The organism is Streptomyces sp. SUK 48 (assembly GCF_009650765.1).
Lineage (GTDB): Bacteria > Actinomycetota > Actinomycetes > Streptomycetales > Streptomycetaceae > Streptomyces.
On record NZ_CP045740.1, the window covers coordinates 3,660,168 to 3,682,887 of the forward strand.

The following is a 22,720-nucleotide window of genomic DNA, read 5'->3' on the forward strand; positions in this document are numbered from 1 at the left end:
CGCCGCCCCGTTCTCCTGCCCAGGAGTGTCCGGCCGCCGCTCTTGTTCGTCTACCACTCCGTCCTCCGCTCTCTCCGTACACGCACCGACGCGTACCCGTACGACTACGCTGAGTCGCCGGGTTTCTCCTGGTCAGCGTAGGGAGAACCGGCCACGCTCGGTGTTGTGAATCTGGAAATCTCCACCCCCCTGAAAGAGTTGATCCAGCGGCTGTCCGCCACTCCCCGCGGCGCCCGACTGGCCCGACGCCTCACCGGAACCGCGCTCGACAACTGGGGTTACCCCTATGACGGGCCGCTGAACAACACCGCTCAGCTCCTCGTCTCGGAACTGGCGGCCAACGCCGTCACCCACGGTCGCGTACCGGGCCGGGACTTCGAGCTGCGGCTGACGCTGCTGCCCACGGAGGACACCCTGCTCATCGAGGTGAGCGACACCCGGGGCGAACGCCGGCCGCAGGTCCTGCGCGCCGCCTTCGGGGACGAGCACGGCCGGGGTCTGGTCGTCGTGGACGCGCTGTCCCGGACCTGGGGCGTGCGCGAACGCATCGTCGGCAAGACGGTGTGGGCCGAGCTCCCGCTGACCGGTCCGCCCGACGCGTAGCCGTCCCGGCCGGCGCGTGACCCGGTCCACGTGGCCGTGGTGAACGAAGAAGGACGAGTCCTGTTGCCGAAACACCTCATGTGGCCCGCTGGGCACTTCCGACCGGCTCCGCGGATGGTGGCCGACGACATCTGCTGCCTGCATGTCGGGCACCGACGTAGCCCCGAAGATCAAGGAACCGCAGACCGGAGACCCCCTGGGCTCGGATCTTCAACTGTCAGCCCTCGGTGGGCATCGGTTCTCCCCCGCCTTGGCCCAAGGGCTCGCCACCGTCGTGGTGGCTCTGGGGTGTGTCCGGCGCTCGGCCGAGCAGACTGCTCCGACCAGCAGACGACGCTCCTCGGGTTCATCTACGACGGGAAAGGCGTGAAGCGAAGGCCGTGAACGAGATCGCCCCCCGGGTCCTGCTCGGGGCGATCCTCGCCCTGGCGACTCCGCAGGCCGTGGTGAGCATCGTCCACTACCTGCGGATCGATCGTCAGACCCGGGCGAACATCCGGCACGGGAAACACGTCTGGTTCGAGTGGGAGCGCCTGCCCGGCTTCAGCAAGACGTCGCTGATCAACAAGCTCATCTGCTACCTGGCCTCCTCCGACCCGGTGAAAGCCCCCGCCCAGGTCCCGACTCCGGCGCCCGCAACGAGTTGGACGGACAACGGCCTCGCCCCTTTCGGCACCTCCTCCGCGGCGGGGGACTCCGGACGATCCGTTTCCACGATCTCCGACACTCGACCGCGATCGTGCTCCTGGGGCAAGGCTTCGATCCCGCCGTCATCAAGGAACTCCCTCGGCCGGACCGACGACGAACCCGAAGAACCACCCGCCACGGCCGTCGTCCGCTGACGTTTCCGTCAGCGTTGCCGTCAAACACCTCAGAAGTCCCGCCGAAGGATCTCTTCGGCGGGACTCCCATTTCCTGCGAGACACAACGCAATGAGGTTGTATCTCTTTATGGTTGATTAGATTGGGATGGTAAATCCCAGCGCACTTGCATATCGACTCGCCCACCCCTTGGCCGATGCCAGAACGTCCATAGACTTTCCGTTCGACAAGCGAATCGGTCCTTGTTCCAGCTGCCCCCGGATTCGCGACTCCAAGCCAGTGTCACCGATATCACGTGCCAGCACCAGAGCCTGCACAAGGCGAGCTGGATAGTTGGCTACGGGAAGCCAGACATAAAGGTCGCCTCGCTGTACGTCTTCGGGCGACGAAAGCAACTCGCAAAGATCGGTGCGATCGTCTACGAACCGAGCCGCTCGACCCAGCCCCTCCCGAAGAAACTCCTCCAGCGAGCTGTCCATAGCCTGCGGCCAGGGCATCTCGTTACTTGAACTGCGAATCGGGATGGACATGCGCCCATACTTCTCCAGAGCCATGCCGAACTTCGCGTCGCCCACGTTCATGTGCCAGGCCAGCATGCCCGCAGCGTCTTTGGAGACCCACCCGAGGTACGCCAGCCTTTGAGACTCCCAGCGCACCTCACCCCTTCGTGACACTTCAGCCTGGGAAGGGACAGCGCCGAGGTCCATGGCCGCGCGCAACACGGCCGGCGCGGTCAGCGGCTTAGCCATCCAACATCACCACTTCGTCCATCTGCGGGACCCGTTGGGCACCCTGACCATCGGGCCCACCAGCCCCGATAGCCTGAATATATTCCCCATAACCCATGGACATGCTTGCAAACTTCGCCATGAGGGCGTTTGAGCATGTCCTCATCTCATAGCAGGTGCTCTGCGCATACCATCCGAGCTGCCCGGAAAGTGCCTGCGGATTCGAGCCGTCGTAGAAATATGCCGGCAGCGTTCCGTCGGTATTACGGGACACGTCCAGGTATCTTTCGAAGATACGGACGAACTTCGCTCGACCTTTCCATTGCATCGGTACGTCGATGCCCGGGTAAACCTCGTCGGGATCGTAGTTCGATCCACCAGTTACGGAGGGGTTAATACGCTTCCCGCCGCCTCCCCCCGCCGTATCTTCTTGGTTGTCTTGTGCGGGAACACCCCCGAGCACATCTCCCGGCAGGAAAAGGCCGCTGGGGTCGCTGTTCGTGATGGGATTACTGCCCGCGTATGTGTAACCACCGAGCTCCTGCGTTTTCCGGCCTCGAAGACGGGGTCGACGCTGATGAAGCGGCCCAGGTCCGCGTGGTGCGGAACGAGCGATGTCAAGTCCTGTTGCTGAAACACCGCATGTGGCCCGCCGACCGGCCCTGGGGGCTGCCGACCGGTTACGCGGTCAAGAGCGAGGAATTCCCGATGACCGTTGTCCGGGAGGTCCGGGAGGAAACCGGTCTCGAAGTCGTTCCCGGGCGCCTGGTCCAGGTGACCAGCGGTTACAGGCTCCGCGCGGAAATCGCGTACGAGGCGCTTCACGTGGGCGGAACTCTCAAGCTCGACGGCTTCGAGATCCTGGAGGCGAAATGGTTCGACCCGGACGCACTCCCGGAGGGGATGCAGGAGTCTCACGTCCAGCTGATCAAGACGGACGGCGCACCGACCTGACGGAACTCGCGCCGAACGAGTCCGTCAACGGCGCGAAGGCCATGGCGGCACTGGCGGCCATACGCTCCGACGCGACACCGCTCATGGCAAAGCACCCCGCCCCCGAACGAGTACTGATCGGCTCCGAATCCTCACGCCCCGGCGCCTTCGGCGGTTCCACCACCCGGACCAGGGCTGCCGGCACGGATCGCCGAGGGCATCGCCCTGCTGCCCCGCGCCCGCGACAAGACCCGCGGAATCTTCCTGACCTACCAGGCCAGGGGATGTCTGGAGGCAAACGACATCGAGCAGGCCCTCGCCGTCACCGGGGAATCGCTCGACCTGGCCACTCGTATCGGCGCTCCCCGCTGCATCACCCTGGTGCGTGAACTCGCACCCGCCTTCGAGCCGTACCGCCGGGTCGACGGGGTTTCGGAGTTCCTGGCGCGGCTCAGGGCGAGCTGAACGAACAGCCACGGGCCGGCCCCGGGACGCCGTGGCGTGTCCGGGGCCGGTTCGTCGGAGTAGGAGCCGGGGATCAGCTGTGGTTGAAGGCGACCGAGAAGTTCTCGCCGCCGCTGAGCGAGGACGTCGTCGCCTTGGTGGTGCTGCCCGAGGCCATGTTGATCTTGTCGGGCGAGTAGTTGCCGATGGCCTGGCCGTTGGCGGTGGCGTTGGTGAAGTTCGCGGTGCCGAAGTTCGACAGCGGCAGCACGCCGGAGGAGCTGGACGGCGCCTCGGCTATGACCTCGGCGGACGCGTTGGACAGACCGCTCTGCGTCTTCTTGGTGGTCTTCGTCCAGCCCTTGGTGGTGTCCGTGAGGGTGAGCGTGTACGAGGTGCCGCTGCGGCTGATCGTCGAGGTGAAGTGGTCACCCGCGCTCACCGCGTTGCTGTAGTTCACCGGGTACGCCGGGTACATCTCGTACCAGGACGAGTACACCGCCCGGCCGCTGGAGCAGTCCGCCTCGGTGCCCGTCTGCTCCACGGAGTTGCTGCCGTCGCCGTCGATGCCGATCCAGAACGACGAGTACGTGGTCGAGCTGGAGCAGCTGACCGCCGGCTGCACCCAGCTCGCCGAGACGCTGGTGAACGTCGTACCGGTCGCGGCGTAGCCGGCCCAGTTGGAGCTGGTGCTGTTCCTGATGCCACCGACCAGGTGGTGACTGCTGATGTGACCGCTGACCGGGGTCATGCGCAGCGCCGGCGCGGCGGCGGCGGCCGCGGGGGAGGTCGCCAGGGCCGACAGGACGGCGGCGGCGACGGCTGTGGCTGCGGTGAGGCGGATCGTGGCAGACATGCTGCTCCTTATCGCGGGTCTCGCGGTGCAGACGTGACTGGCGGCCACCAGTGGGGGGAACGTGCCCCCGTGGTTGTCAGTGTGCAGTCAACACGCGTCCCGTTGTCACCCGGCATCCGGGTTTTCACAGCAAAGGTCCTGCCAAGTACCTTCTACAAAAGGAGTGTTGAAGGAGAAACCGCCCGCTCTCCAGGGACCCGGCCGCTCACACCCCGTCGTACAGCCCCTCCACCTCTTGGGCGAAGTCCGCGAGAATCCGCGCGCGCCGCAGCTTCATGGACGGCGTGAGGTGCCCGGCCCCCTCCGTGAAGTCGTACGGCAGGACGGTGAAGCGGCGGATGGACTCGGGCCGGGAGACGAGACGGTTGGCGTCGTCCACGGCACGCTGGAGGATGGCCCGCAACTCGGCGTCGTCGGCGACGAGTTCGGGCGGCACGGGGTGCTTCCCGTTCATCTGCCGCCAGTGCGTGACGCCCTCGGCGTCGAGGGTGAGCAGGGCCGCGACGTACGGACGGCCGTCGCCGACCAGGATCACCTGGGAGATCAGGGGGTGCTGGCGCAGCCAGTTCTCCAGCGGGGCGGGGGCGACGGACTTGCCGCCGGAGGTGATGAGGAGTTCCTTCTTGCGGCCCGTGATGGTGAGGTAGCCGTCATCGTCCAGTTCGCCCAAGTCACCGGTGTGCAGCCAGCCTTCGCGGGTGACCGGGACGACACCGCCGGCCCCCGGGTCCCAGTAGCCGCGCAGCACATGGTCGCCGCAGACCAGGATCTCCCCGTCCGCGGCGATCCGCACCCGGGTGCCGGGCAGCGGCCAGCCCACGGTGCCGAGGCGGGGCCGGAGCGGTGGCGTGACGGTGCTGGCGCCGGTGGTCTCCGTGAGGCCGTACCCCTCGTAGATCTCGATGCCCGCGCCGGCGTAGAACGCGGCGAGGCGGCGTCCGAGCGGGGACCCGCCGCAGATGACGTGCCGCACCCGGCCGCCCATCGCCGTGCGGATACGGCGGTAGACGAGGGGGTCGTAGAAGCCGCGCTGGGTGCGCAGGACGCGGCCGGGTCCGTCGCCGGTGCCGGACTGGCTCGCCCGGAGCGCCTCGCCGAAGCGCCGGGCGACGGCGGCGGCACGGTCGAAGACGGCGCCCCGGCCGCCCGACTCCGCCTGCGCGCGGGCCGAGTTGAAGATCTTCTCCAGCATGTAGGGGATGGTCAGCAGGGCGGTGGGCTGGAAGGCGGCGAGGTCCGGCAGCAGCTCCTCGGCCTTGAGGCTGGGCGCGTGCCCGAGGCGGACGCGGGCGCGGACGCAGGCGATGGCGACCATGCGCCCGAACACATGGGAGAGGGGCAGGAAGAGGAGGACGGACGGGTCGCTGTCGTGCTGCCTGAAGACGGGGTGGAGCAGTTCGATCGCGTTGTCCACCTCGGCGAAGAAGTTGCCGTGCGAGAGGGCGCAGCCCTTGGGGCGCCCGGTGGTGCCGGAGGTGTAGACGAGGGTGGCGAGGGTGGCGGGCCCGAGCATGCCGCGCCGCACCCCGACCTCGCCCTCCGGCACCGGCGCCCCCGCGTCGACGAGCCGCTCCACATGCCCCTTCTCCATGACCCACAAGTGCCGAAGTTCCGGCAGGTGTTGCAGCTCGGGCCCGAGCGCGGCGGCCTGGGCGCCGGTCTCGGTCACGAGGGCGACCGCACCCGAGTCGTGCAGTATCCAGCGGGTCTGGAAGAGGGAGGAGGTGGGGTAGACGGGGACGGTCACGAGCCCGGCGGCCCACGCGGCGAAGTCGAGCAGCGTCCACTCGTACGTCGTGCGCGCCATGATCGCGATCCGGTCCCCGGGCGCCAGCCCCTCCGCGATCAGCCCCTTCGCCACCGCGAGCACCTCCTCGGCGAACCGCGCCGCGGTGATGTCCTTCCAGCGGCCGTCTCTGAGCTTGCGGCTGAGCACCACGGCGTCCGGGTCCGCGGCCGCGTTGTCGAACGGCAGGTCGGCCAGGGACCCGTGGGTCACCGGCGCCGCGAGGGGCGGTACGACCGCTTCCCGTACGGCTCCGTCGAGGCGCCGGGTGTGGGGCGCGACGAGGAGGGGCCGGCCGTCGTAGTCGACGGCGGGGACCGGGGCGTCGGCGGGGTGCGGGGGGTCGTGGGGACGCAGGGGGTCATGGGGATGCGGGGGGTCATGGGGGCGCAGGGGGGACACGAGCGGCTCCTCGGGCGTGCGGCGAGGCGTTCACCGGCGGCCGGGCGCGCGGCGAACGAGCTGGGGAGAGGTGTTACCGCCGGTCAGGCGAGTGATCGTACGGGCCCGTTGTGGGGGCTTCGTGCGGTTCCGGGGACGGTCCGGGGGTGGTCCGGGGACGGGGCTGTGCGGGCCGGTCGCGCCCACTGCCACTGGCCGACCTGGGCTTACCTGCGGTAACTTTACCGCTCGGTAACGCATGTGTTCCCGTCTTCGGAGGGTTTGATGTCGACCGTCCTCGACAAGTCGCCTGGGCTGATGCGGGAGTTGGCGGCCGGCGCGGTGCGCTCGCTGCGCAGGCGCCCATCGGCGGGGGCCTCGTACCCGGGCACGCGGCTGGTGCTGCGGGGGGTGCGGGCGGACCCGGACCGGCTGGCGCGGTACGCGCGCGTGTGCGGTTTCCCGTCCACGGCGCGGGAGTTGCCCCTCCCCTACCTCCATGTCCTCGCGTTCCCGCTGACGCTGCGGCTGCTCGGCGCCCGGGGCTTCCCGCTCCCGCTGCCGGGGCTGGTGCATACCTCGATCGAGCTCGTCCGGCACGCTCCGCTGCCCGTGCCGGAGCCGTACGAGTTCACGGTGTACGTCTCGGGGCTGGCCCCGCACCGGCGCGGTACGGAGGCGACGGTGGTGACGCAGGCGCGGCTGGGCGGGGAGCCGGTGTGGGAGTCCCGCAGCACGTACCTGTCCCGGCACCGCACGACGGACGGCGCCGCCGCGGCTCCTCCCCCGGAGCCGACGGCCCCCCTCCCGTTCCGCGTGCGGTGGTCGCTGCCCGGCGGTCTGGGCCGCGCCTACGCCGCCGTCTCGGGCGACCGCAACCCCATCCACCTCACCCGCCTCACCGCCCGCCCCTTCGGCTTCCCCCGCGCGATCGCCCACGGCATGTGGACGGCGGCGCGCTGCCTGGCGGAGTTCGGGGACGCCGACGCGGCACGGGTGGAGTTCCGGGCGCCGGTGCTGCTGCCGGGGACGGTGCGGTACGGCGCGGCGCCGGAGGGCGGCCGGTTCGAGCTGCGGGGCGGGGAGGACCGGGTGCATGTGTCGGGGTGGGCCGGGCCGGCGGGCCCGGGGCGGGGGACGCCCGGAGGCTCGGCTCGGTAAGAGGCGGCCCACGTACCCTCGTCCCCATGCTGCTAGCCGCCATCCCCTCCCCCTCGGTGAACGGTTTCCACCTGGGGCCGCTGTACATCCACTTCTACGGCTTGATGTACGTCGTGGGCATCGGCCTCGCCGTCTATGTGGGCCGGCGCCGCTGGCAGGCCGCGGGCGGGGACCCGGAGCTGGTGGACGAGGTCGCGATGTGGGGTGTGCCGTTCGGCATCCTGGGCGGCCGGATCTACTTCGACCTGACCACGCCGAAGGAGATCCCGCCGCACTGGTGGGGGCCGCTGGCGGTGTGGGACGGCGGTCTGGGCATCTGGGGCGGCGTCGCGCTGGCCACGGTGGTCTGCGTGTGGCGGCTGCGCCGGGCGGGCGCCTCGGTCGCCGGGATGATGGACGCGCTGGCTCCCTGCCTGCTGATCGCGCAGGCGATCGGCCGTGTCGGCAACTACTTCAACCAGGAGCTGTTCGGCGGTCCGACGAGCCTGCCCTGGGGCCTGGAGATCGACCCGGCCCACCGCCCCGACGGCTACCTCCAGTCCCCGGCCTTCCACCCCACCTTCCTCTACGAACTGATCTGGGACCTCCTGCTGGCCGCCCTCCTGATCCGCCTCGGCCGCACCGGCCGGCTCCGCCCGGGCAGCCTGTTCCCCCTCTACGTCGCCGGCTACTCCGCCTTCCGGATCTTCGAGGAGTCCCTCCGCGTCGACTACTCCCAGTACTTCCTGGGCCTGCGCCTCAACTTCTACATCGCGGCGGCGGTGGCCCTGGCGGGTGTGACGTGGTTCGTCCTGCTGCAACGCCGGCCCCCGAAGGCCGCCCCCGCTCCCGCCCCGGCCGTCGAATCGGCGGACGGGGCCCGCTGACGGGAGGCTCGTCACCGACGGACGGCAGCCGGCGACGCCACCCCCGGCGGGGCCCAGTGATTGCCGGACATCAGGTTGCCCAGGCCGGACCAGGCGAAGTTCATCAGGGTGGCGGAGGACTGGGCGGCGGTGACGCCGGGGGTGGCGTTGGCCCGGTCGGCCAGGGATTCGGCGGCGCCGACCAGGGCGACGGCCAGGCCCTCGATCTCCTGGGCGGAAAGGTCGCGGGAGTCCCGGGACTCCCGGGCGGCGGTCGCGATCAGGCGGGTGACGAAGGCGGTCATCTCCGCGCGCACGGCGTCGGCCTCGGCGGCGAACCGGGGGCCGTGGGTGCGGGCCTGGAGGTGGAGGACGGTCCAGCCGTCGGGATGCCCTGCGGTGTACGTGAAGAACGCCCGCACGCCGTCCCAGAGCTGGCGGTCGGCGGGGAGCGCGGGCCGGACCGCCGCGCGCACGGCCTCGGTCAGCGCGGCGGCCTCACGGCGGATGCACGCGGTGAAGAGGTCGTCCTTGGAGTTGAGGTAGAGATAGACCAACGGCTTGGAGACGCCCGCCAGTTCGGCTATCTCGTCCATCGACGCGGCCGTGTACCCGTGCCGGGCGATGATCTCCACGGCGGCGTCGAGCATCTGCCGCTCGCGCTCCGCCCTCGGCATCCGCCTGGTCCTGCCGCCACCCATGGGGGCAAGACTAGAGGGATGCCGGGGCCGGTATCCGACCTTTCACGATCTTGACACCCCGGTGGCAGGTGACCGGCGGCGGGTGACGGGGGTCGCCTACGACGGCTGGCTGTGGGCCCGCGCGCTGTCGTCGGCGATGTCCTCCTGGCTGCGGTTCGCCTCCAGGTTCGCCTTCATCCGGTCGACCCGGCCGACGACGTGCATCGAGGCCCGGTCCCGCTCCTTGCGCAGCGCCACCCAGCTGATCGGCGCCGAGATGACCAGGGCGAGCAGGGCGATCCACAGGCCGTTGGAGCTGCCGAAGCCGCGCGGGAAGATGCCGGAGTAGACGGCTCCCCAGACGACCAAGAGGCAGCCCACGAAGATACCGAGGCGCATCAGCGTGTAGCGGAGCATCTCAATCCACTCGTCCGATTCCAAAAGGGGTCAACGTCCAGTGAAGCATGTCTGGCGGGCGATCATGCGGCGGGGTCGCCGGGGCGGGCCGGTCAGCCGAGGGGCAGCAGCATGAAGATCTCGTCGCGGTCGTCGCCGGGGGCGACGCGGATGGCGCCGGGGACGCGGCCGACCTCCTTGTAGCCGCAGGAGCCGTAGAAGCGCTCCAGGCCGTGGCCGCCCCGGCAGGACAGGCGGATCGCCTCGATGCCGGCCGTCGCGCGGGCCGCGTCCTCGGCGGCGGCGAGCAGGTCGCGGCCGTAGCCCTTGCCCTGGTGGCGGGGGTGGACCATCACGGAGTACAGCGACAGCCAGTGGGCGTTCAGATGCCGCGGGTTCCCGGTGAGGAACGCGGCGGCGGCGGTCGTGCCGCGCTCGTCCCGGCCGACGAGGAGGCGGGTACGGCCCTCCGCCATGTGCACGAAGTGGCGCACCAGCTCGGGCCGTATCTCCTCGCGGCGGACCGGCGGGACGAAGCCGACGGCACCGCCCGCGTTCGACACGTCCGCCCAGAGGCCGAGGAGGTCGTCGCGCAGGGCGGGGGTGATGGGGGGTTCCAGCGTGAAAGTAAGGGCCACCGGCGCATCGTATCCATTACCCGAGAAGCTGGGCGGCGATGGCCGGATCGGCGAGATAGCCCTGGTGGGGAGCAGCCGCGCGGTCCTGCGACTACGGGGCTCGGTCCGCGCGAACGCGCCGACAGGTGGATCGGCCGAGTGCCGCCCGCCCCTGGTTGATCGCGCAGTTCCCCGCGCCCCTGGGTAGGACCACGCGGCCCTGGCCCAAGAGACGCCGACAGCCCGGCACGCGGACCGGACGACAGGCGGTCCGCCAAGTACCGGCCGTCCCCGGCTGATCGCGCAGTTCCCCGCGCCCCCAGGCAGGACCACGCGGCCCTGGCCGAAGAGTCGCCGACGGCCGGCACGCGGACCGGACGACAGGTGATCGGCCAAGTAACGCCCGCCCCTGGCTGATCGCGCAGTTCCCCGCGCCCCTGGGTAGGACCACGCGGCCTCGGCCCAAGAGTCGACCGACCGCCGGGCGCGCGGCCAGGTCGCGTCCCTGGGGGTGGGGCCGGGCGGGGCCGGTCGGTGGGGCGGGTTGTCAGAGGCGCATCGGCTGGGGGGAGTCGCGGCGGGACGGGTCCGCGGGGTCGTACTCGCGGATGATCTCGTAGCGCGTGTTGCGCTCCACGGGGCGGAAGCCGGCGTCGCGGATGAGGTCCAGCAGGTCCTCGCGGGTCAGCTTGTTCGGCGTACCGTAGTTGTCCGCGTCGTGCGTGATCTTGTACTCGACGACCGAGCCGTCCATGTCGTCCGCGCCGTGCTGAAGGGCCAGCTGCGCCGTCTGGACGCCGTGCATGACCCAGAAGACCTTCACATGCGGGACGTTGTCGAACAGCAGCCGGGAGACCGCGAAGGTCTTCAGGGCCTCCGCGCCGGTCGCCATCGTGGTCCGCGCCTGGAGCTTGTTGCGGACCTTGCCGTCCTGCATGTCCACGAAGTCGTGCTGGTAGCGCAGCGGGATGAAGACCTGGAAGCCGCCGGTCTCGTCCTGGAGTTCGCGCAGCCGCAGCACGTGGTCGACCCGGTGGCGCGGCTCCTCGATGTGGCCGTACAGCATCGTGGCCGGGGTCTTCAGACCCTTCTCGTGCGCCAGGCGGTGGATCCGGGACCAGTCCTCCCAGTGCGTGCGGTGGTCCACGATGTGCCGGCGGACCTCCCAGTCGAAGATCTCCGCGCCGCCACCGGTCAAAGACTCCAGGCCCGCCTCGATCAGCTCGTCCAGGATCTCGGACGCCGTGAGACCGGAGATCGTCTCGAAGTGGTGGATCTCCGTCGCCGTGAACGCCTTGAGGGAGACGTTCGGCAGCGCCGCCTTCAGCTCGCGCAGGGACCGCGGGTAGTAGCGCCACGGCAGGTTCGGGTGCAGCCCGTTGACGATGTGCAGCTCGGTGAGGTTCTCCGTCTCCATCGCCTTCGCGAGCTTGACGGCCTCCTCGATGCGCATCGTGTACGCGTCCTTCTCCCCCGGCTTGCGCTGGAAGGAGCAGTACGCGCAGGAGGCCGTGCACACGTTCGTCATGTTCAGGTGCCGGTTGACGTTGAAGTGCACGACGTCGCCGTTCTTGCGCGTCCGCACCTCGTGCGCCAGACCACCGAGCCAGGCCAGGTCGTCCGACTCGTACAGCGCGATGCCGTCCTCACGGGTCAGCCGCTCACCGGAGCGGACCTTCTCCTCCAGCGCGCGCTTGAGCCCGACGTCCATGCCAACACCTTTCTACGACAGCTCGGCCTACGGTATCCCTAGACCTCTTCGGGCAGCTCCCCGACCCGGTTCTCCCACTTCGTGGACAGCACGATGGTGGTACGGGTCCGCGAGACGCCCTTGGTCCCGCTGAGCCGGCGGATGATCCGCTCCAGGCCGTCCACGTCGGCCGCGCGCGCCTTGAGCATGAAGGAGTCGTCGCCGGCGATGAACCAGCAGTCCTCGATCTCCTTGAGGTCCCGCAGCCGCTGCGCCACGTCCTCGTGGTCGGCCGCGTCGGAGAGCGAGATGCCGATCAGGGCGGTGACACCGAGACCGAGGGAGGCGGAGTCGACCGTCGCGCGGTAACCGGTGATGACACCGGCCGCCTCCAGCCGGTTGATGCGGTCGGTGACGCTGGGCCCCGACAGTCCGACGAGGCGCCCCAGCTCCGCGTAGGAGGCCCGGCCGTTCTCTCTCAGGGCCTGGATGAGCTGCCTGTCCACCGCGTCCATGCGATCGAAGCCTTCCGCTGAAGAGTTCCGGAGTGATGAAAGGTAAAGCACCTGCCCGGCCACGGCCGACCCGGTCGCTACTGGGCCGCGCCGCCGCCCAGTTCGCCCCGCCAGCGCCGGTACAGCCCGTGCTCGACGCCCGCCGCGTCCAGCACCCGTCCGGCGACGAAGTCCACCAGGTCCTGGATGTGCGTGGCGCCCGCGTAGAAGGCGGGCGAGGCGGGGACGACCGAGGCGCCCGCGTCGTCCAGGGCGACGAGATGCCGCAGGGTCTGGCCGTTCAGCGGGGTCTCCCGTACGGCGACGACGAGGGTGCGGCGTTCCTTCAGGGTGACGCTCGCCGTGCGCTGGAGCAGGTCCTTGGACAGGCCCAGCGCGACCCCCGCCACACAGGCCGTGGAGGCCGGCACGATGAGCATGCCCTTGGCCGGGTACGACCCCGAGGACGGGCCCGCCGCGAGATCGCCCGCGTTCCAGTACCGCAGCCCGTCGAGGTCCACCGCGAAGGTCCCGGGCTTGCCGTCGGCCCCGCGAGCCAGCCATTCCCGCAGGTCGTCCTGCCAGTGGGCGTCCCGGAACGAGATCCCCGTCTCGTCCAGCAGCGTCAGCCGGGAGGCCCTGCTGACCACCAGGTCGACGGCCTCCCCCGCCGCCAGCAACGCCCGCAGCACGGCAGCCGCATACGGCGTCCCGGAAGCACCGGACACCCCCACGATCCAAGGCACGCGCCGCGTTTCTCCTGCGTTCACACCTTGAGCGTACCGGCGTGCCCACCCGGGCTCAGGACGGGTGGGGGCAACAGACGGGCCCGCGCACCGCTTCAGACGGTCAGGCCCCGGACCAGGAGGTCCAGCAGAGCGCACACGAAAAGGGCGATCCCGATGAAACCGTTGACGCTGAAGAACGCCCGGTTGAGCCGGGTCAGGTCGTGCGGGCGCACGATCCGGTGCTCGTAGACGAACGCGCCGGCCACGATGACCAGGCCGAGCCAGAAGAAGGCGCCGGCGTGGGTGGCGAGCGCGTACCAGACGAACAGCGCGGTGGTGATCGTATGGCAGGCGCGGGCGCCCCGGATCGCGGCCGGGATGCCGAAGCGGGCCGGGACCGACTTCACGCCGATGGCGCGGTCGGTCTCCACGTCCTGGCAGGCGTAGATCAGGTCGAAGCCGCCGATCCAGACGCCGACGGCGAGGCCGAGGATCACCGCGTCCCAGGACCAGCTGCCGGAGATCGCGAGCCAGCCGCCGATGGGGCCCATGGCCTGGGCGATACCCAGGATGGCCTGCGGGAAGTTCGTGAACCGCTTCCCGTAGGGGTAGACCACCATCGGGATCACCGCGATGGGCGCGAGGGCCAGGCACAGCGGGTTCAGGAGCGCGGCGGCGCCCAGGAAGACCACGAGGGCGACGAGCGCGCCGGTCCAGGCGTGCCGTACCGACATCGCGCCGGTCACCAGCTCACGGTGCGCGGTGCGCGGATTGCGGGCGTCGATCTCCCGGTCGATGATCCGGTTCACGGCCATCGCGAAGGTGCGCAGGCCCACCATGCAGACGGTGACCAGCAGCAGCCGGGCCCAGTGGATGTTCTTGTCCAGCGTGTACATCGCCGTCAGGGAGGCGATGTAGGCGAAGGGGAGCGCGAAGACCGAGTGCTCGATCATCACCAGGCGCAAGAACGCCTTGGTGCGTCCCGGCTGCGGCATCGCGGCGGCCGTGCTCACAGGCCGTACTCCTTCCAGCGGCGGTCGACCAGGGCCGCCGTCTCCGGGTCCGACAGGACCATCTCCGGCCACCCGCCGTCGCGCGTGTAGCCCTCCTCCGGCCATTTCCGGGTGGCGTCGATCCCGGCCTTGCCGCCCCAGAACTGCTGGTAGGAGGCGTGGTCGAGATGGTCGACGGGGCCTTCCACGACCGTGAGGTCACGGGCGTAGTCGGTGTTGCCGAGGGCGCGCCAGGCGACCTCGTGCAGATCGTGGACGTCGCAGTCGGCGTCCACGACCACGATCAGCTTGGTGAGGGACATCATGTGCGCCCCCCACACGGCGTGCATGACCTTCTGCGCGTGCTTCGGGTACTTCTTGTCGATCGAGACGATCGCGCAGTTGTGGAAGCCGCCGGCCTCGGGCAGGTGGTAGTCCACGATGTCCGGGACGATGATCTTCAGCAGCGGCAGGAAGAAGCGTTCCGTGGCGCGGCCGAGCGGGCCGTCCTCGGTCGGCGGGCGGCCGACCACGATGGACTGGAGCAGCGGCCGCTTGCGCATCGTCACGCAGTCGATCGTCAGCGCGGGGAACGGCTCCTGCGGCGTGTAGAAGCCGGTGTGGTCGCCGAAGGGGCCCTCGGGCAGCATCTCGCCCGGCTCCAGCCAGCCCTCCAGGACGACCTCGGCGTTGGCCGGGACCTGGAGCGGCACGGTCTTGCAGTCGACCATCTCGATCCGCTTGCCCGCGAGGAACCCGGCGAACAGGTACTCGTCGATGTCGCCGGGCAGCGGCGCGGTGGAGGCGTAGGTGACGGCCGGGGGGCAGCCGAAGGCGATGGCGACCGGCAGCCGCTCGCCCCGGCGCGCGGCCACCTGGTAGTGGTTGCGGCTGTCCTTGTGGATCTGCCAGTGCATGCCGATGGTGCGCTTGTCGTGGCGCTGGAGGCGGTACAGGCCGAGGTTGCGGACGCCGCTCTCGGGGTCCTTGGTGTGGGTCAGGCCCAGGTTGAAGAAGGAGCCGCCGTCCTCGGGCCAGGTGAAGAGCGCGGGGAGCTGGTCGAGGTCGACGTCGTCGCCGTGCAGGACGACCTCCTGGACCGGCGCCTCCTTGATCTTCCTCGGCGGGACGTGCGCCATCGCGCCCAGCTTGCCGAACGCCTCGCGCACCCCGACGAAGCCGTGCGGCAGCTCGGGCCGCAGCAGCCCGCCGATCTTGTCGGAGATGTCGCCGTACGACTTCAGGCCGAGCGCCTTCAGCAGGCGGCGGTCGGTGCCGAAGACGTTCATGGCCAGCGGCATCGCCGAGCCCTTGACGTTCTCGAAGAGCAGGGCGGGGCCGCCGGACTTCTGCACCCGGTCGACGATCTCCCCGATTTCCAGGTAGGGGTCCACCTCGGCCTTGATGCGCTTGAGGTCTCCCTCGCGCTCCAGGGCCCGGAGCAGGGAGCGAAGATCGTCGTAAGCCATGCGTCCCAGTATCCGCCACGGGTCTCCCGGCCCCCGTCACCGGGCCCGGTGACGGGCGGACCGGGCGTCGTGCCCGGTGCCGTTCGCGGTGTGCTTAACCACTTGCCAGTGCCGCGTGCGGCTCGGGTTAATGGTCGTCACCGAGCAGTCAGTTCCTGCCCGACCTCTGGGGGACGACAGATGCAGTACGGCACGGGGCCGGAGCGCCCCGCCCAGGACCTGCCACCCGCACCACCCGCGCCACCGGCCGCCCCGCCCGCCCCGGCTGCCGCGCCGCCCATGCCGGACGTGCCCGCGCCCTCGCCGCACGCGGTGCCGAGGCTGCTCGACCTGCGGGTCAGCAAGCGGATCCTGTGGATCGGCCGGGCCGTGTACCCGCTGGCCAACATCGCCCGCGTGTATTCCGTCATGCTGCGCCCGCGGCGCAAGGAGGCGGTGCTGCGGTTCCTGCGGTACAGCGCCGGGACCCTCGTCGTCGCGATGCTGGTGATGCTGCCCAGCCTGCCCGCGCTGGCGCTGGGCGGGTCGGACGGGCAGTCGGGCGCGGCCGGTTACGTCGTCTTCGTGTGGCTCCTCGCCATCGGTGCCGAGATCTTCTTCCTGGTCGACATGCTCGGCGTGCTGACCGCCCAGCCGCAGCACGTCCTCGCGGTGGAGACCTCGGGCGCGTCCACCGCGCTGGTCACCAGCCCGGACCCGCGCCGGCTGGACCAGCTGGTGGAGCAGCTCTCGTACGCCATCGAGCATCCGGAGACCGAGTTCCGGGTGACGGTGCAGAGCCTCACGGTCTCGCCGAAGAACTACTACTTCGGGGACAACGTCAACATGTACGGCGGCAGCGGGAACACGGGGATCAGCTCATGAGCGGTGACAGCTACTTCTACGGCGACCACGTGACCATGCACGGCGGCACGGGCAACACCGGCATCGTCAAGAACCAGGGCGGCGGGCCTGTGGCACCGGACCCGGCGCTGACCGCGGCCCTCACCGAACTGCGGGGCCTCGTGGCCGACTTGCGCGCCCGGGTGCCGGAGTCCAGCGCCGCGCTCCTGGACGAGTCGGCGCCGGTCGCGACCGCCGATGCCGCCGTACCCGCGCGGGAGCGGCACCGGGCGCTGATGGCCGTCGCCGGGATCGCGTCGACGGTCGGCGCGGTGGGGCAGCCGGTGGCGGAGGCGGTGCGGGCGGTCATCGGGATGATCAACGGCTGACCTCCGGCCGACCTCCGGTCGATCCCCGCTCGGCCCCGGCCGGCCCCCGGGTCGACCCCCGGCCGGCCCCCGGCATGGTCACTGTCGGTTAATCAGTCCCCCGTTCGGCCTGCCACCCGTTCCGTTGAAATGGCGGCGACAGGCATGTCTCCGCCGCCTCCCACGGCATTGCCTTGGAGGGGGGCCCTATTCAGCAGGGCCCCTTCTTCGATGGGAGACGCGTGCGAATCACTGACATCCAGCGCTGCGGGGTACGGCCGGGACGGCTCGTCGAGTGGACGCTGAGCCCGGCCACCGTGGCGGCGGCGACACGGTTGCCGGAGGACTCCCGGCCGCCGGCCTACATCCAGGAGTCGCACATCCGGACCGCCAAGTGCGTACGGGAGGAAGGGCTGTTCGTGCCGACCTGGCTCGGCACCGCCTTCGATCTGCCGGGCCGGGTCGACCTCGACGTGCTCCAGGAGGCGCTGCGCGCCTGGACCTTGCGGCACGAGACGCTGCGCAGCGGCTTCCGCTGGGCGGGCGAGGAGCTGCGCCGGTTCACCCTCGATCCCGCCGATGTCTCCCTGCACCGCGAGGACGCCGGGGAGTTCGAGGACGCCGACCGGCTCACCGCGCACCTCCAGGACCGGTTCGACACCGTCGCCGACGCCCTGCGCTGGCCGAACCTCATCTACACCGCCGTCGTACGCCCCGACTCCACCAGCGTCTACATGGCCTTCGACCACAGCAATGTGGACGCCTACTCGCTGACCCGGATCGCCGCCGAGGTGCACGAGCTGTACGACGCGCTCACCGAGGGGCGCGCCGCCGACCGCCCCGCCCCCGCGGCCAGTTACGTCGACTTCTGCGAGATCGAGCGGGCCGACGCGGACCGGCTGGACGGCGACCACGACATCGTGGCCCGCTGGCGGGAGTTCATCCGGCGCGGCGGCGGCACCCTGCCGGCCTTCCCGGTCGACCTCGGCCTCACCCCCGGCGAGCCGCTGCCCCCGCAGGCGATGCTGTGCGAACCGCTCGCGGACGCGGAGGCGGCGGCCGCGTTCGAGGCGTACTGCCGGCCCTACGGCGGGAGCCTGGTCGGCGTGCTGGCGGCCACCGCGCTCGCCGTGCGGGAACTGGGCGGGCAGTCGGTGTACCGGACGGTCGTGCCCTTCCACACCCGGGTCCGCTCGCGCTGGACCGACTCGGTGGGCTGGTACGTGGGCGGCGCCCCCATCGAGGTGCCGCTGACCGGCACCCGCGGCTTCCCGGACGTCCTGCGCGCGGTGCGGACGGAGCTGGGCGCCGCCCGCAAGCTGGCCCGGATGCCGCTGGCCCGGGTGCTCGCGCTGCTCGGCGCGGACTTCCGGCCCACCTCGCCGGACCTGTACTCGATCGTGTCGTACGTCGACACCCGGGCGGTGCCCGGCGCCGACCGGTGGACGGACATGCGGGCGCACGCGCTGCTGCGGGTGTCGTACGGCGACCAGGTGTGCGTCTGGGTGAACCGGCAGCACGAGGGGCTGTGGCTGGCCAGCCGCTACCCGGACACCGACGTCGCCGCGAAGAACATGCGGCTGTACGTGGAGCGGCTGCGGGACCACATCGCCTCGGCGGGCCACGGCAGCCTGTCCGCGGTCTCGTGAGCGCACCGCACCGCCGTGCGCACACATCGTTATCCAAACGGGCACCACTGGCCCTGGCACGGAGCAACTACCCCTTTCTACACTGTGGTTGAGGGGGGCGATGCTGTGCGCACACGGTTGCACGGGCGGGGGGCGCTCTTCGACGCCGATCCGGCCGGACTCGCGCCGCGCCTGGTGGGCCTGGTCCCCGGACGCCATCGCGCCCATCCGCTGGAGCACCCGGACGAGCCGCCCTTCGTGGTGCTCACCGGCGCCCGGGGGCTGGGCAAGAGCGCGGTGCTCGACGCGCTCCAGGACGCCTACCGGGGGCACACCCCGGTCGCCTCGATCGACTGCTCGGCCACGCAGTTCGCCGGACCGCCCGCGGGCCGGCCGGCCGACTCCTGGTCGCCGTCGGCGCAGGCGCTGCTGGTGATCGCCGAGCAGCTGGCGGAGCCGGTGACCGGCGCCGGGCGGATCACCTTCCCGCGCCTGATGTCGGGCCTGGTCGCGGTGGCCGCGGGCGGCTGGGACGACGCCGACTCGGAACGGATCCGCCGGGAGGTCGAGCGCATCCTGCTGCTGAACGAGCGGGGCGCGCGGTTCGGCGCGTTCGCGGGCAGATGGGCGGGCAAGGTCGCGGCGAAGGTGGTCGCGGCCGCCACCGGCGCGGGCCCGCTGGTCTCGGGCGCCATCGAGGCCACCCTGGAGTCCGTCGCCGAGGGGTTCACCGGCCACAAGCACCAGAAGGCGTCGGAGTGGTACCGGTCGTACCCGAACGCGGGCGGCAACGCCGAGCGCGGGCTGATCCTGCTGTCCCAGCACTTCCGGGACGGCGGCGGCTCGCGCGAGCACGCCGAGCGGTACCTGGTGCGGGCGCTGCTGGCCGACCTCGGCGAGGCGTACGGCGGCTTCATGGCGAAGATGCAGCGCCTGGGCCGGCCCCTGGTGCTGCTCGACAACGCGCAGACGACCCCGGGTCCGGAGCTGACCGCGGCCGTGCTGCGCGACCGCGCCGAGGGCACCGGCGACCGGGTGGTGTTCGTGGCCGCCCGGCGCGGCGAGGGCCGCGCCGCGTTACCGGGCGCCGTGCGCAGGCAGCTGGCGGAGGTCGCCCGGCGCACCGGCTGGACACCGGACGCGGCCCCCTCCTCACGGGCGCTGCTGGTCGCGCTGCCGCCGCTGAGCGCGGACGACACCCTGCACATCGTGGGCGCGCTGTGCGCGGACACCGCCGTGCCCTCCCATCTCCCGGCCGCCGCCCACCGGTTGACCGGCGGCAACCCGCTGGGCGTGGTGCTGCTCGCCGAGTCGGCCGCCCAGCATCTGCCCGAGGTGACCTCGCTGGGCGAGCTGCTGGCCGCGGAGTTCCGCCCGGCCGAGAACCTGCCGGGCTCGCCGGTCCACCAGGCGCTGCTGGACCGGCTGGTGCCGGCCGCATACATGGAGGAGCTGACCGTGCTGGCCGCGGCCCACGACCACGGCTCGGCGTGCGCCCTGGCCTCGGCACTGCTGCCGGACACGTTCGGGCCCGCCGACGTACGGGCCCTTCAGACGCTGCTCGCCGAGGAGGGACTGCCCGTCGCCCCGGGCCAGTTCGTCGGTGACCCGTTCGTGCGGACGCTGCTGCTGCTGCGGCTGCATCTGCGCGACGCGGACCACGCGTCGTGGCGGCGGGCGCACGAGACGCTGATCGAGCACTACGCGGAGCCGGAGCAGGCGCCGTACCGGCTCTACCACGAACTCGCGCTCGGGGACGCCGAGTCGGCGGTCGCCCGGCTGCGGGACGACTTCGCCGGGGCCGACACCCGGGTGTGGCTGCGCACCCTGCGCTTCATCGCGTCCGCGCCCTACTTCCACGCGCACGACGCCGCGGGCCGCGACTCCGGCGGGCGCGGAGACCGGCGGGCCGCGGTCGCGCTCGGTGCGACGGACGCCGGCCATCCGGTGCCGGAGGGTGTGGACGCCGTACTGCACCTGCGGGTGCGGCGGTTGCTGCACGCGCTGTGGGAGCTGACCGATCCGCTGGTGCTGCCGGACCCCAAGGTGTGCGACCGGCTCCGCTTCGAGCTGGAGCAGCTGTCCAATCTGCGCCCCGCTGCGGGCGCGCTGCTGTGGCGGGCCTCCCGGGACTGGCCGGCGGCCGCGCTGGCCGGGCGCCCGATCGAGGGCCCGGAGGACTCTGAGGACTCTGAGGACGACGCTCGCGGGGAGGCATGATGGCGGGGGGCATGGGGACCTGGGTACGCGAGCATGTGTGGGAGATCCCGCTGCGCCGGTATCTGTCCCTGCTGCTGGCGGCGGTCCTGGTGGCGGGCGGGGTCTTCGGGGTGCGCGCCCTGACGCACGACGACCGGCGGTGCGCGCCGGGGGTGTCCCGGCCCGCGGGCAGCGACGAGTGCGTGGGCGTGGCGAGCGGCGTGTACGACTTCGGGCAGCCCCGCTTCCACCAGGTGGTGGAGGCGATCGGCCGGGAGAACAAGGGCCTGCGGAGCGGCGGTTACGTCACCGTGGCGCTGATGCTGCCGTTCACCTCCACCTCGCCGACCAATCTGAACGACATAGAGCATCAGCTCCAAGGCGCCTATCTCGCCCAGTACGCGGCCAACCACGACGCCAACGGGCAGTCCCCGCAGATCCGCCTGGTGCTCGCCAACTCCGGCACCGGCGAGGACAGCTGGCGGCCCACGGTGGACCAGCTGGAGCGGATGACCCACAGCGCGGACCGGCTGCGGGCGGTGGCCGGCATAGGGCAGAGCACCGACCCCAACCAGGCGGCCGTGGCGGCGCTGACCAAGCTCGGCATCCCGGTGATCGGCTCCTCCATCACCGCCGACGAGCTGGCCAACGGGCAGCGCGGCAAGAAGGCGGACCCCTACCCGGGGCTCGCGCGGGTGGCGCCGACCAACACCGACGAGGCCCGCGCGCTCGCCTCGTACACCAAGGCCAAGGCGGACCGGGCCAACGAGAACAAGGCCATGCTGGTCTACGACAAGCCGGGCGACCCGTACACGAACTCGCTGAAGCAGTCGTTCGCCACGCTGATGAACGGCTCGCCGTACCAGCCGGTCCTGGAGCAGCCCTTCACCCCGCCCGCCGACCGCAGCCAGGAGGGCACCACCGCGAACACCTTCCGGCAGATCACCAACATCGTGTGCGACACCCCCCGGGACACGCACACGATCCTGTTCGCGGGGCGGCACACCCAGCTGCGGCAGTTCGTCAACGCGCTGGGCGACCGCGGCTGCATGGACCGCTCCTTCCAGGTCCTCACCGGCGACGAGGCGTCCTACCTCACCTACGAGAAGGAGCTGAACCGCGACGCGCTGCGGCAGAACCTCACCGTGCTCTTCACCTCGCTCGCCCATCCGGACGCCTGGCTGAAGAACCCCCCGAGGACCGGCGGCTCCACGGCGGACTACGAGACCCTCCAGCGGCTGCTGAAGACCGCCGCGCACCAGCCGGCCGGTCCGATCGGGCCGGTCGCCCTGGACGACGGCCAGCTGATCATCGGCTACGACGCGCTCCAGCTCGCGGTGCACGGCATCCGCGAGGCCGTGCCGGAGGGCCGGAGCATCCCCACCCTCGGGGACGTCGGCCTCCAGTGGCCGCAGGTCAAGGGCTCGCTGAAGGTGGCCGGGGCGAGCGGCTGGATCTGCCTGGACGAGCACGGCAACCCGTACGACAAGGCCGTACCGATCGTGCGCCTGACCCCGGAGGGGGACTCGCAGTTCGTGCAGCTGGCCTGGCCGGAGGGGAAGCCGCCGGGGAAGGACTGCCTGCCGCCCGCGTGAGGGCCGGGCTCCGGCCGACGGAGCTAGGTCCGGGACGGCCGACCGGGCCAGGTCCGGGACACCGGGCCCAGCATGGCGATCAGTTGTTCGAATCGATGGCGCCAGTCCGTGTCCGAGGGCCCCTCGCCCTGGAACTCGTGGGTGAAGCGCAGCACGCACTCCGCCGCCCCGTCCCGCTCCAGATGGAACCGCAGCCGCCCGCCGCCGCCCTCGTCGAGGGTGTACTCGGCGACCCGGTCCACGTCCCAGGCGGTGACCCGCCCCGCGCCGAGCCCGCGCAGGGCGACCGCGCCGTCGAGCCGGGGTTCGAGAACGCCGACGGCGGTGCACCACGCCCCGATCCCCTCGGGGGTGGCCACCGCCGTCCAGACGTCTTCCATGGGCCTCGGGAGCCGCACCAGGAAATGGAGTATGTGCGTGTTCCCGTGGGTCTGACTGGTGCCCTGTGCGATGGAACCGCTCATGACTCCAGTGTGGGCGAGCC

Annotated in this window: 23 protein-coding genes; 10 read left to right on the forward strand and 13 right to left on the reverse strand. The window is 71.1% G+C overall.

Annotated elements, in window-relative coordinates:
• Nucleotides 1-165 precede the first annotated feature (165 nt).
• Both GHR20_RS15700 and GHR20_RS37530 read left to right on the forward strand, forming a co-directional pair.
• Nucleotides 166-603, forward strand: a complete 438-nt coding sequence (locus GHR20_RS15700; RefSeq protein ID WP_153813521.1) for an ATP-binding protein — start codon at nt 166-168, stop codon at nt 601-603.
• A gap of 380 nt (nt 604-983) precedes the next feature.
• A complete protein-coding gene (locus tag GHR20_RS37530) occupies nt 984-1,445 on the forward strand; it encodes a hypothetical protein (RefSeq protein WP_237520222.1) in 462 nt (153 codons plus the stop codon).
• A gap of 116 nt (nt 1,446-1,561) precedes the next feature.
• On the opposite strand, the gene GHR20_RS15710 is transcribed toward GHR20_RS37530, so the two are convergent.
• A complete protein-coding gene (locus GHR20_RS15710; protein WP_111586935.1) occupies nt 1,562-2,173 on the reverse strand; it encodes a hypothetical protein in 612 nt (203 codons plus the stop codon).
• A complete protein-coding gene (locus GHR20_RS15715) occupies nt 2,166-2,615 on the reverse strand; it encodes a hypothetical protein (protein WP_153813522.1) in 450 nt (149 codons plus the stop codon). The genes GHR20_RS15710 and GHR20_RS15715 overlap by 8 nt, the downstream gene beginning before the upstream one ends.
• Nucleotides 2,616-2,749: 134 nt before the next feature.
• On the opposite strand from GHR20_RS15715, the gene GHR20_RS15720 reads away from it, so the two are divergent.
• Nucleotides 2,750-3,106 carry an NUDIX domain-containing protein gene (locus GHR20_RS15720; RefSeq protein ID WP_243878033.1) on the forward strand — a complete coding sequence of 119 codons (357 nt, stop codon included), beginning with the start codon at nt 2,750-2,752 and terminating at the stop codon, nt 3,104-3,106.
• 517 nt (nt 3,107-3,623) lie between these two features.
• Here the strand turns inward: GHR20_RS15720 and GHR20_RS15725 are convergent.
• Nucleotides 3,624-4,385, reverse strand: coding sequence for a G1 family glutamic endopeptidase (locus tag GHR20_RS15725; protein ID WP_153813524.1), 762 nt, complete (start codon nt 4,383-4,385; stop codon nt 3,624-3,626).
• Between the two features lie 205 nt (nt 4,386-4,590).
• Nucleotides 4,591-6,528: an AMP-dependent synthetase/ligase gene (locus tag GHR20_RS15730; protein WP_153815992.1), complete on the reverse strand. Its 1,938-nt coding sequence runs from the start codon at nt 6,526-6,528 to the stop codon at nt 4,591-4,593.
• A gap of 309 nt (nt 6,529-6,837) precedes the next feature.
• Here GHR20_RS15730 and GHR20_RS15735 point away from each other — a divergent pair, with 309 nt between their 5' ends.
• Together GHR20_RS15735 and lgt are read left to right on the forward strand one after the other, a co-directional pair.
• Nucleotides 6,838-7,713, forward strand: a complete 876-nt coding sequence (locus GHR20_RS15735) for a MaoC/PaaZ C-terminal domain-containing protein (protein WP_153813525.1) — start codon at nt 6,838-6,840, stop codon at nt 7,711-7,713.
• Nucleotides 7,714-7,739: 26 nt separating this feature from the next.
• Entirely contained in the window at nt 7,740-8,579 is an 840-nt protein-coding gene (gene lgt / locus GHR20_RS15740; RefSeq protein WP_153813526.1) for a prolipoprotein diacylglyceryl transferase, read from the forward strand.
• Between the two features lie 11 nt (nt 8,580-8,590).
• Here lgt and GHR20_RS15745 read toward each other — a convergent pair whose 3' ends face one another.
• From GHR20_RS15745 to GHR20_RS15780, 8 genes are all read right to left on the reverse strand, one after another.
• The gene (locus GHR20_RS15745; RefSeq protein WP_153813527.1) at nt 8,591-9,259 is read right to left on the reverse strand and encodes a TetR/AcrR family transcriptional regulator; all 669 of its coding nucleotides are present in this window, start codon (nt 9,257-9,259) and stop codon (nt 8,591-8,593) included.
• 96 nt (nt 9,260-9,355) lie between these two features.
• Nucleotides 9,356-9,655 (reverse strand): DUF4229 domain-containing protein, encoded by a 300-nt coding sequence (locus GHR20_RS15750; RefSeq protein WP_111586945.1) that lies wholly within the window; start codon nt 9,653-9,655, stop codon nt 9,356-9,358.
• Between the two features lie 92 nt (nt 9,656-9,747).
• Nucleotides 9,748-10,272 carry a GNAT family N-acetyltransferase gene (locus GHR20_RS15755; protein WP_153813528.1) on the reverse strand — a complete coding sequence of 175 codons (525 nt, stop codon included), beginning with the start codon at nt 10,270-10,272 and terminating at the stop codon, nt 9,748-9,750.
• Nucleotides 10,273-10,798: 526 nt separating this feature from the next.
• Nucleotides 10,799-11,962 carry an aminofutalosine synthase MqnE gene (gene mqnE, locus GHR20_RS15760; protein ID WP_153813529.1) on the reverse strand — a complete coding sequence of 388 codons (1,164 nt, stop codon included), beginning with the start codon at nt 11,960-11,962 and terminating at the stop codon, nt 10,799-10,801.
• 38 nt (nt 11,963-12,000) lie between these two features.
• On the reverse strand, nt 12,001-12,456 hold the full coding sequence (locus GHR20_RS15765) for an Lrp/AsnC family transcriptional regulator (protein WP_037658649.1): 456 nt from the start codon (nt 12,454-12,456) through the stop codon (nt 12,001-12,003).
• 77 nt (nt 12,457-12,533) lie between these two features.
• Nucleotides 12,534-13,181 (reverse strand): UbiX family flavin prenyltransferase, encoded by a 648-nt coding sequence (locus tag GHR20_RS15770; protein WP_153813530.1) that lies wholly within the window; start codon nt 13,179-13,181, stop codon nt 12,534-12,536.
• A 95-nt stretch (nt 13,182-13,276) separates the two neighbouring features.
• Nucleotides 13,277-14,158: a menaquinone biosynthesis prenyltransferase MqnP gene (mqnP, locus tag GHR20_RS15775; protein ID WP_153815993.1), complete on the reverse strand. Its 882-nt coding sequence runs from the start codon at nt 14,156-14,158 to the stop codon at nt 13,277-13,279.
• A gap of 14 nt (nt 14,159-14,172) precedes the next feature.
• Nucleotides 14,173-15,624: a menaquinone biosynthesis decarboxylase gene (locus tag GHR20_RS15780; RefSeq protein ID WP_148026451.1), complete on the reverse strand. Its 1,452-nt coding sequence runs from the start codon at nt 15,622-15,624 to the stop codon at nt 14,173-14,175.
• A gap of 180 nt (nt 15,625-15,804) precedes the next feature.
• Here GHR20_RS15780 and GHR20_RS15785 point away from each other — a divergent pair, with 180 nt between their 5' ends.
• The 5 genes from GHR20_RS15785 to GHR20_RS15805 all read left to right on the forward strand — a co-directional run bounded on the left by GHR20_RS15785 (nt 15,805) and on the right by GHR20_RS15805 (nt 22,236).
• Complete coding sequence (locus GHR20_RS15785) at nt 15,805-16,488, forward strand: DUF6232 family protein (RefSeq protein WP_243878034.1); 684 nt, start codon at nt 15,805-15,807, stop codon at nt 16,486-16,488.
• Nucleotides 16,485-16,835 carry a hypothetical protein gene (locus GHR20_RS15790; protein ID WP_153813531.1) on the forward strand — a complete coding sequence of 117 codons (351 nt, stop codon included), beginning with the start codon at nt 16,485-16,487 and terminating at the stop codon, nt 16,833-16,835. Before GHR20_RS15785 ends, GHR20_RS15790 begins: the two co-directional genes overlap by 4 nt.
• 221 nt (nt 16,836-17,056) lie before the next feature.
• Complete coding sequence (locus GHR20_RS15795) at nt 17,057-18,463, forward strand: condensation domain-containing protein (protein WP_153813532.1); 1,407 nt, start codon at nt 17,057-17,059, stop codon at nt 18,461-18,463.
• Nucleotides 18,464-18,568: 105 nt separating this feature from the next.
• Complete coding sequence (locus GHR20_RS15800; protein ID WP_153813533.1) at nt 18,569-20,662, forward strand: hypothetical protein; 2,094 nt, start codon at nt 18,569-18,571, stop codon at nt 20,660-20,662.
• A gap of 11 nt (nt 20,663-20,673) precedes the next feature.
• The gene (locus tag GHR20_RS15805) at nt 20,674-22,236 is read left to right on the forward strand and encodes an ABC transporter substrate-binding protein (protein WP_243878035.1); all 1,563 of its coding nucleotides are present in this window, start codon (nt 20,674-20,676) and stop codon (nt 22,234-22,236) included.
• 23 nt (nt 22,237-22,259) lie between these two features.
• Here the strand turns inward: GHR20_RS15805 and GHR20_RS15810 are convergent, their stop codons facing one another.
• Nucleotides 22,260-22,700: a hypothetical protein gene (locus GHR20_RS15810; RefSeq protein WP_153813535.1), complete on the reverse strand. Its 441-nt coding sequence runs from the start codon at nt 22,698-22,700 to the stop codon at nt 22,260-22,262.
• Nucleotides 22,701-22,720 lie beyond the last annotated feature (20 nt).

Coding starts and splice junctions, on each gene's coding strand:
- GHR20_RS15710 (WP_111586935.1), bottom strand. CDS start 2,173: ATGGCTAAGCCGCTGACCGCGCCGGCCGTGTTGCGCGCGGCCATGGAC.
- GHR20_RS15725 (WP_153813524.1), bottom strand. CDS start 4,385: ATGTCTGCCACGATCCGCCTCACCGCAGCCACAGCCGTCGCCGCCGCC.
- GHR20_RS15735 (WP_153813525.1), top strand. CDS start 6,838: ATGTCGACCGTCCTCGACAAGTCGCCTGGGCTGATGCGGGAGTTGGCG.
- lgt (WP_153813526.1), top strand. CDS start 7,740: ATGCTGCTAGCCGCCATCCCCTCCCCCTCGGTGAACGGTTTCCACCTG.
- GHR20_RS15745 (WP_153813527.1), bottom strand. CDS start 9,259: ATGGGTGGCGGCAGGACCAGGCGGATGCCGAGGGCGGAGCGCGAGCGG.
- GHR20_RS15750 (WP_111586945.1), bottom strand. CDS start 9,655: ATGCTCCGCTACACGCTGATGCGCCTCGGTATCTTCGTGGGCTGCCTC.
- mqnE (WP_153813529.1), bottom strand. CDS start 11,962: ATGGACGTCGGGCTCAAGCGCGCGCTGGAGGAGAAGGTCCGCTCCGGT.
- GHR20_RS15765 (WP_037658649.1), bottom strand. CDS start 12,456: ATGGACGCGGTGGACAGGCAGCTCATCCAGGCCCTGAGAGAGAACGGC.
- mqnP (WP_153815993.1), bottom strand. CDS start 14,158: ATGCCGCAGCCGGGACGCACCAAGGCGTTCTTGCGCCTGGTGATGATC.
- GHR20_RS15780 (WP_148026451.1), bottom strand. CDS start 15,624: ATGGCTTACGACGATCTTCGCTCCCTGCTCCGGGCCCTGGAGCGCGAG.
- GHR20_RS15785 (WP_243878034.1), top strand. CDS start 15,805: ATGCAGTACGGCACGGGGCCGGAGCGCCCCGCCCAGGACCTGCCACCC.
- GHR20_RS15790 (WP_153813531.1), top strand. CDS start 16,485: ATGAGCGGTGACAGCTACTTCTACGGCGACCACGTGACCATGCACGGC.
- GHR20_RS15805 (WP_243878035.1), top strand. CDS start 20,674: ATGGGGACCTGGGTACGCGAGCATGTGTGGGAGATCCCGCTGCGCCGG.
- GHR20_RS15810 (WP_153813535.1), bottom strand. CDS start 22,700: ATGAGCGGTTCCATCGCACAGGGCACCAGTCAGACCCACGGGAACACG.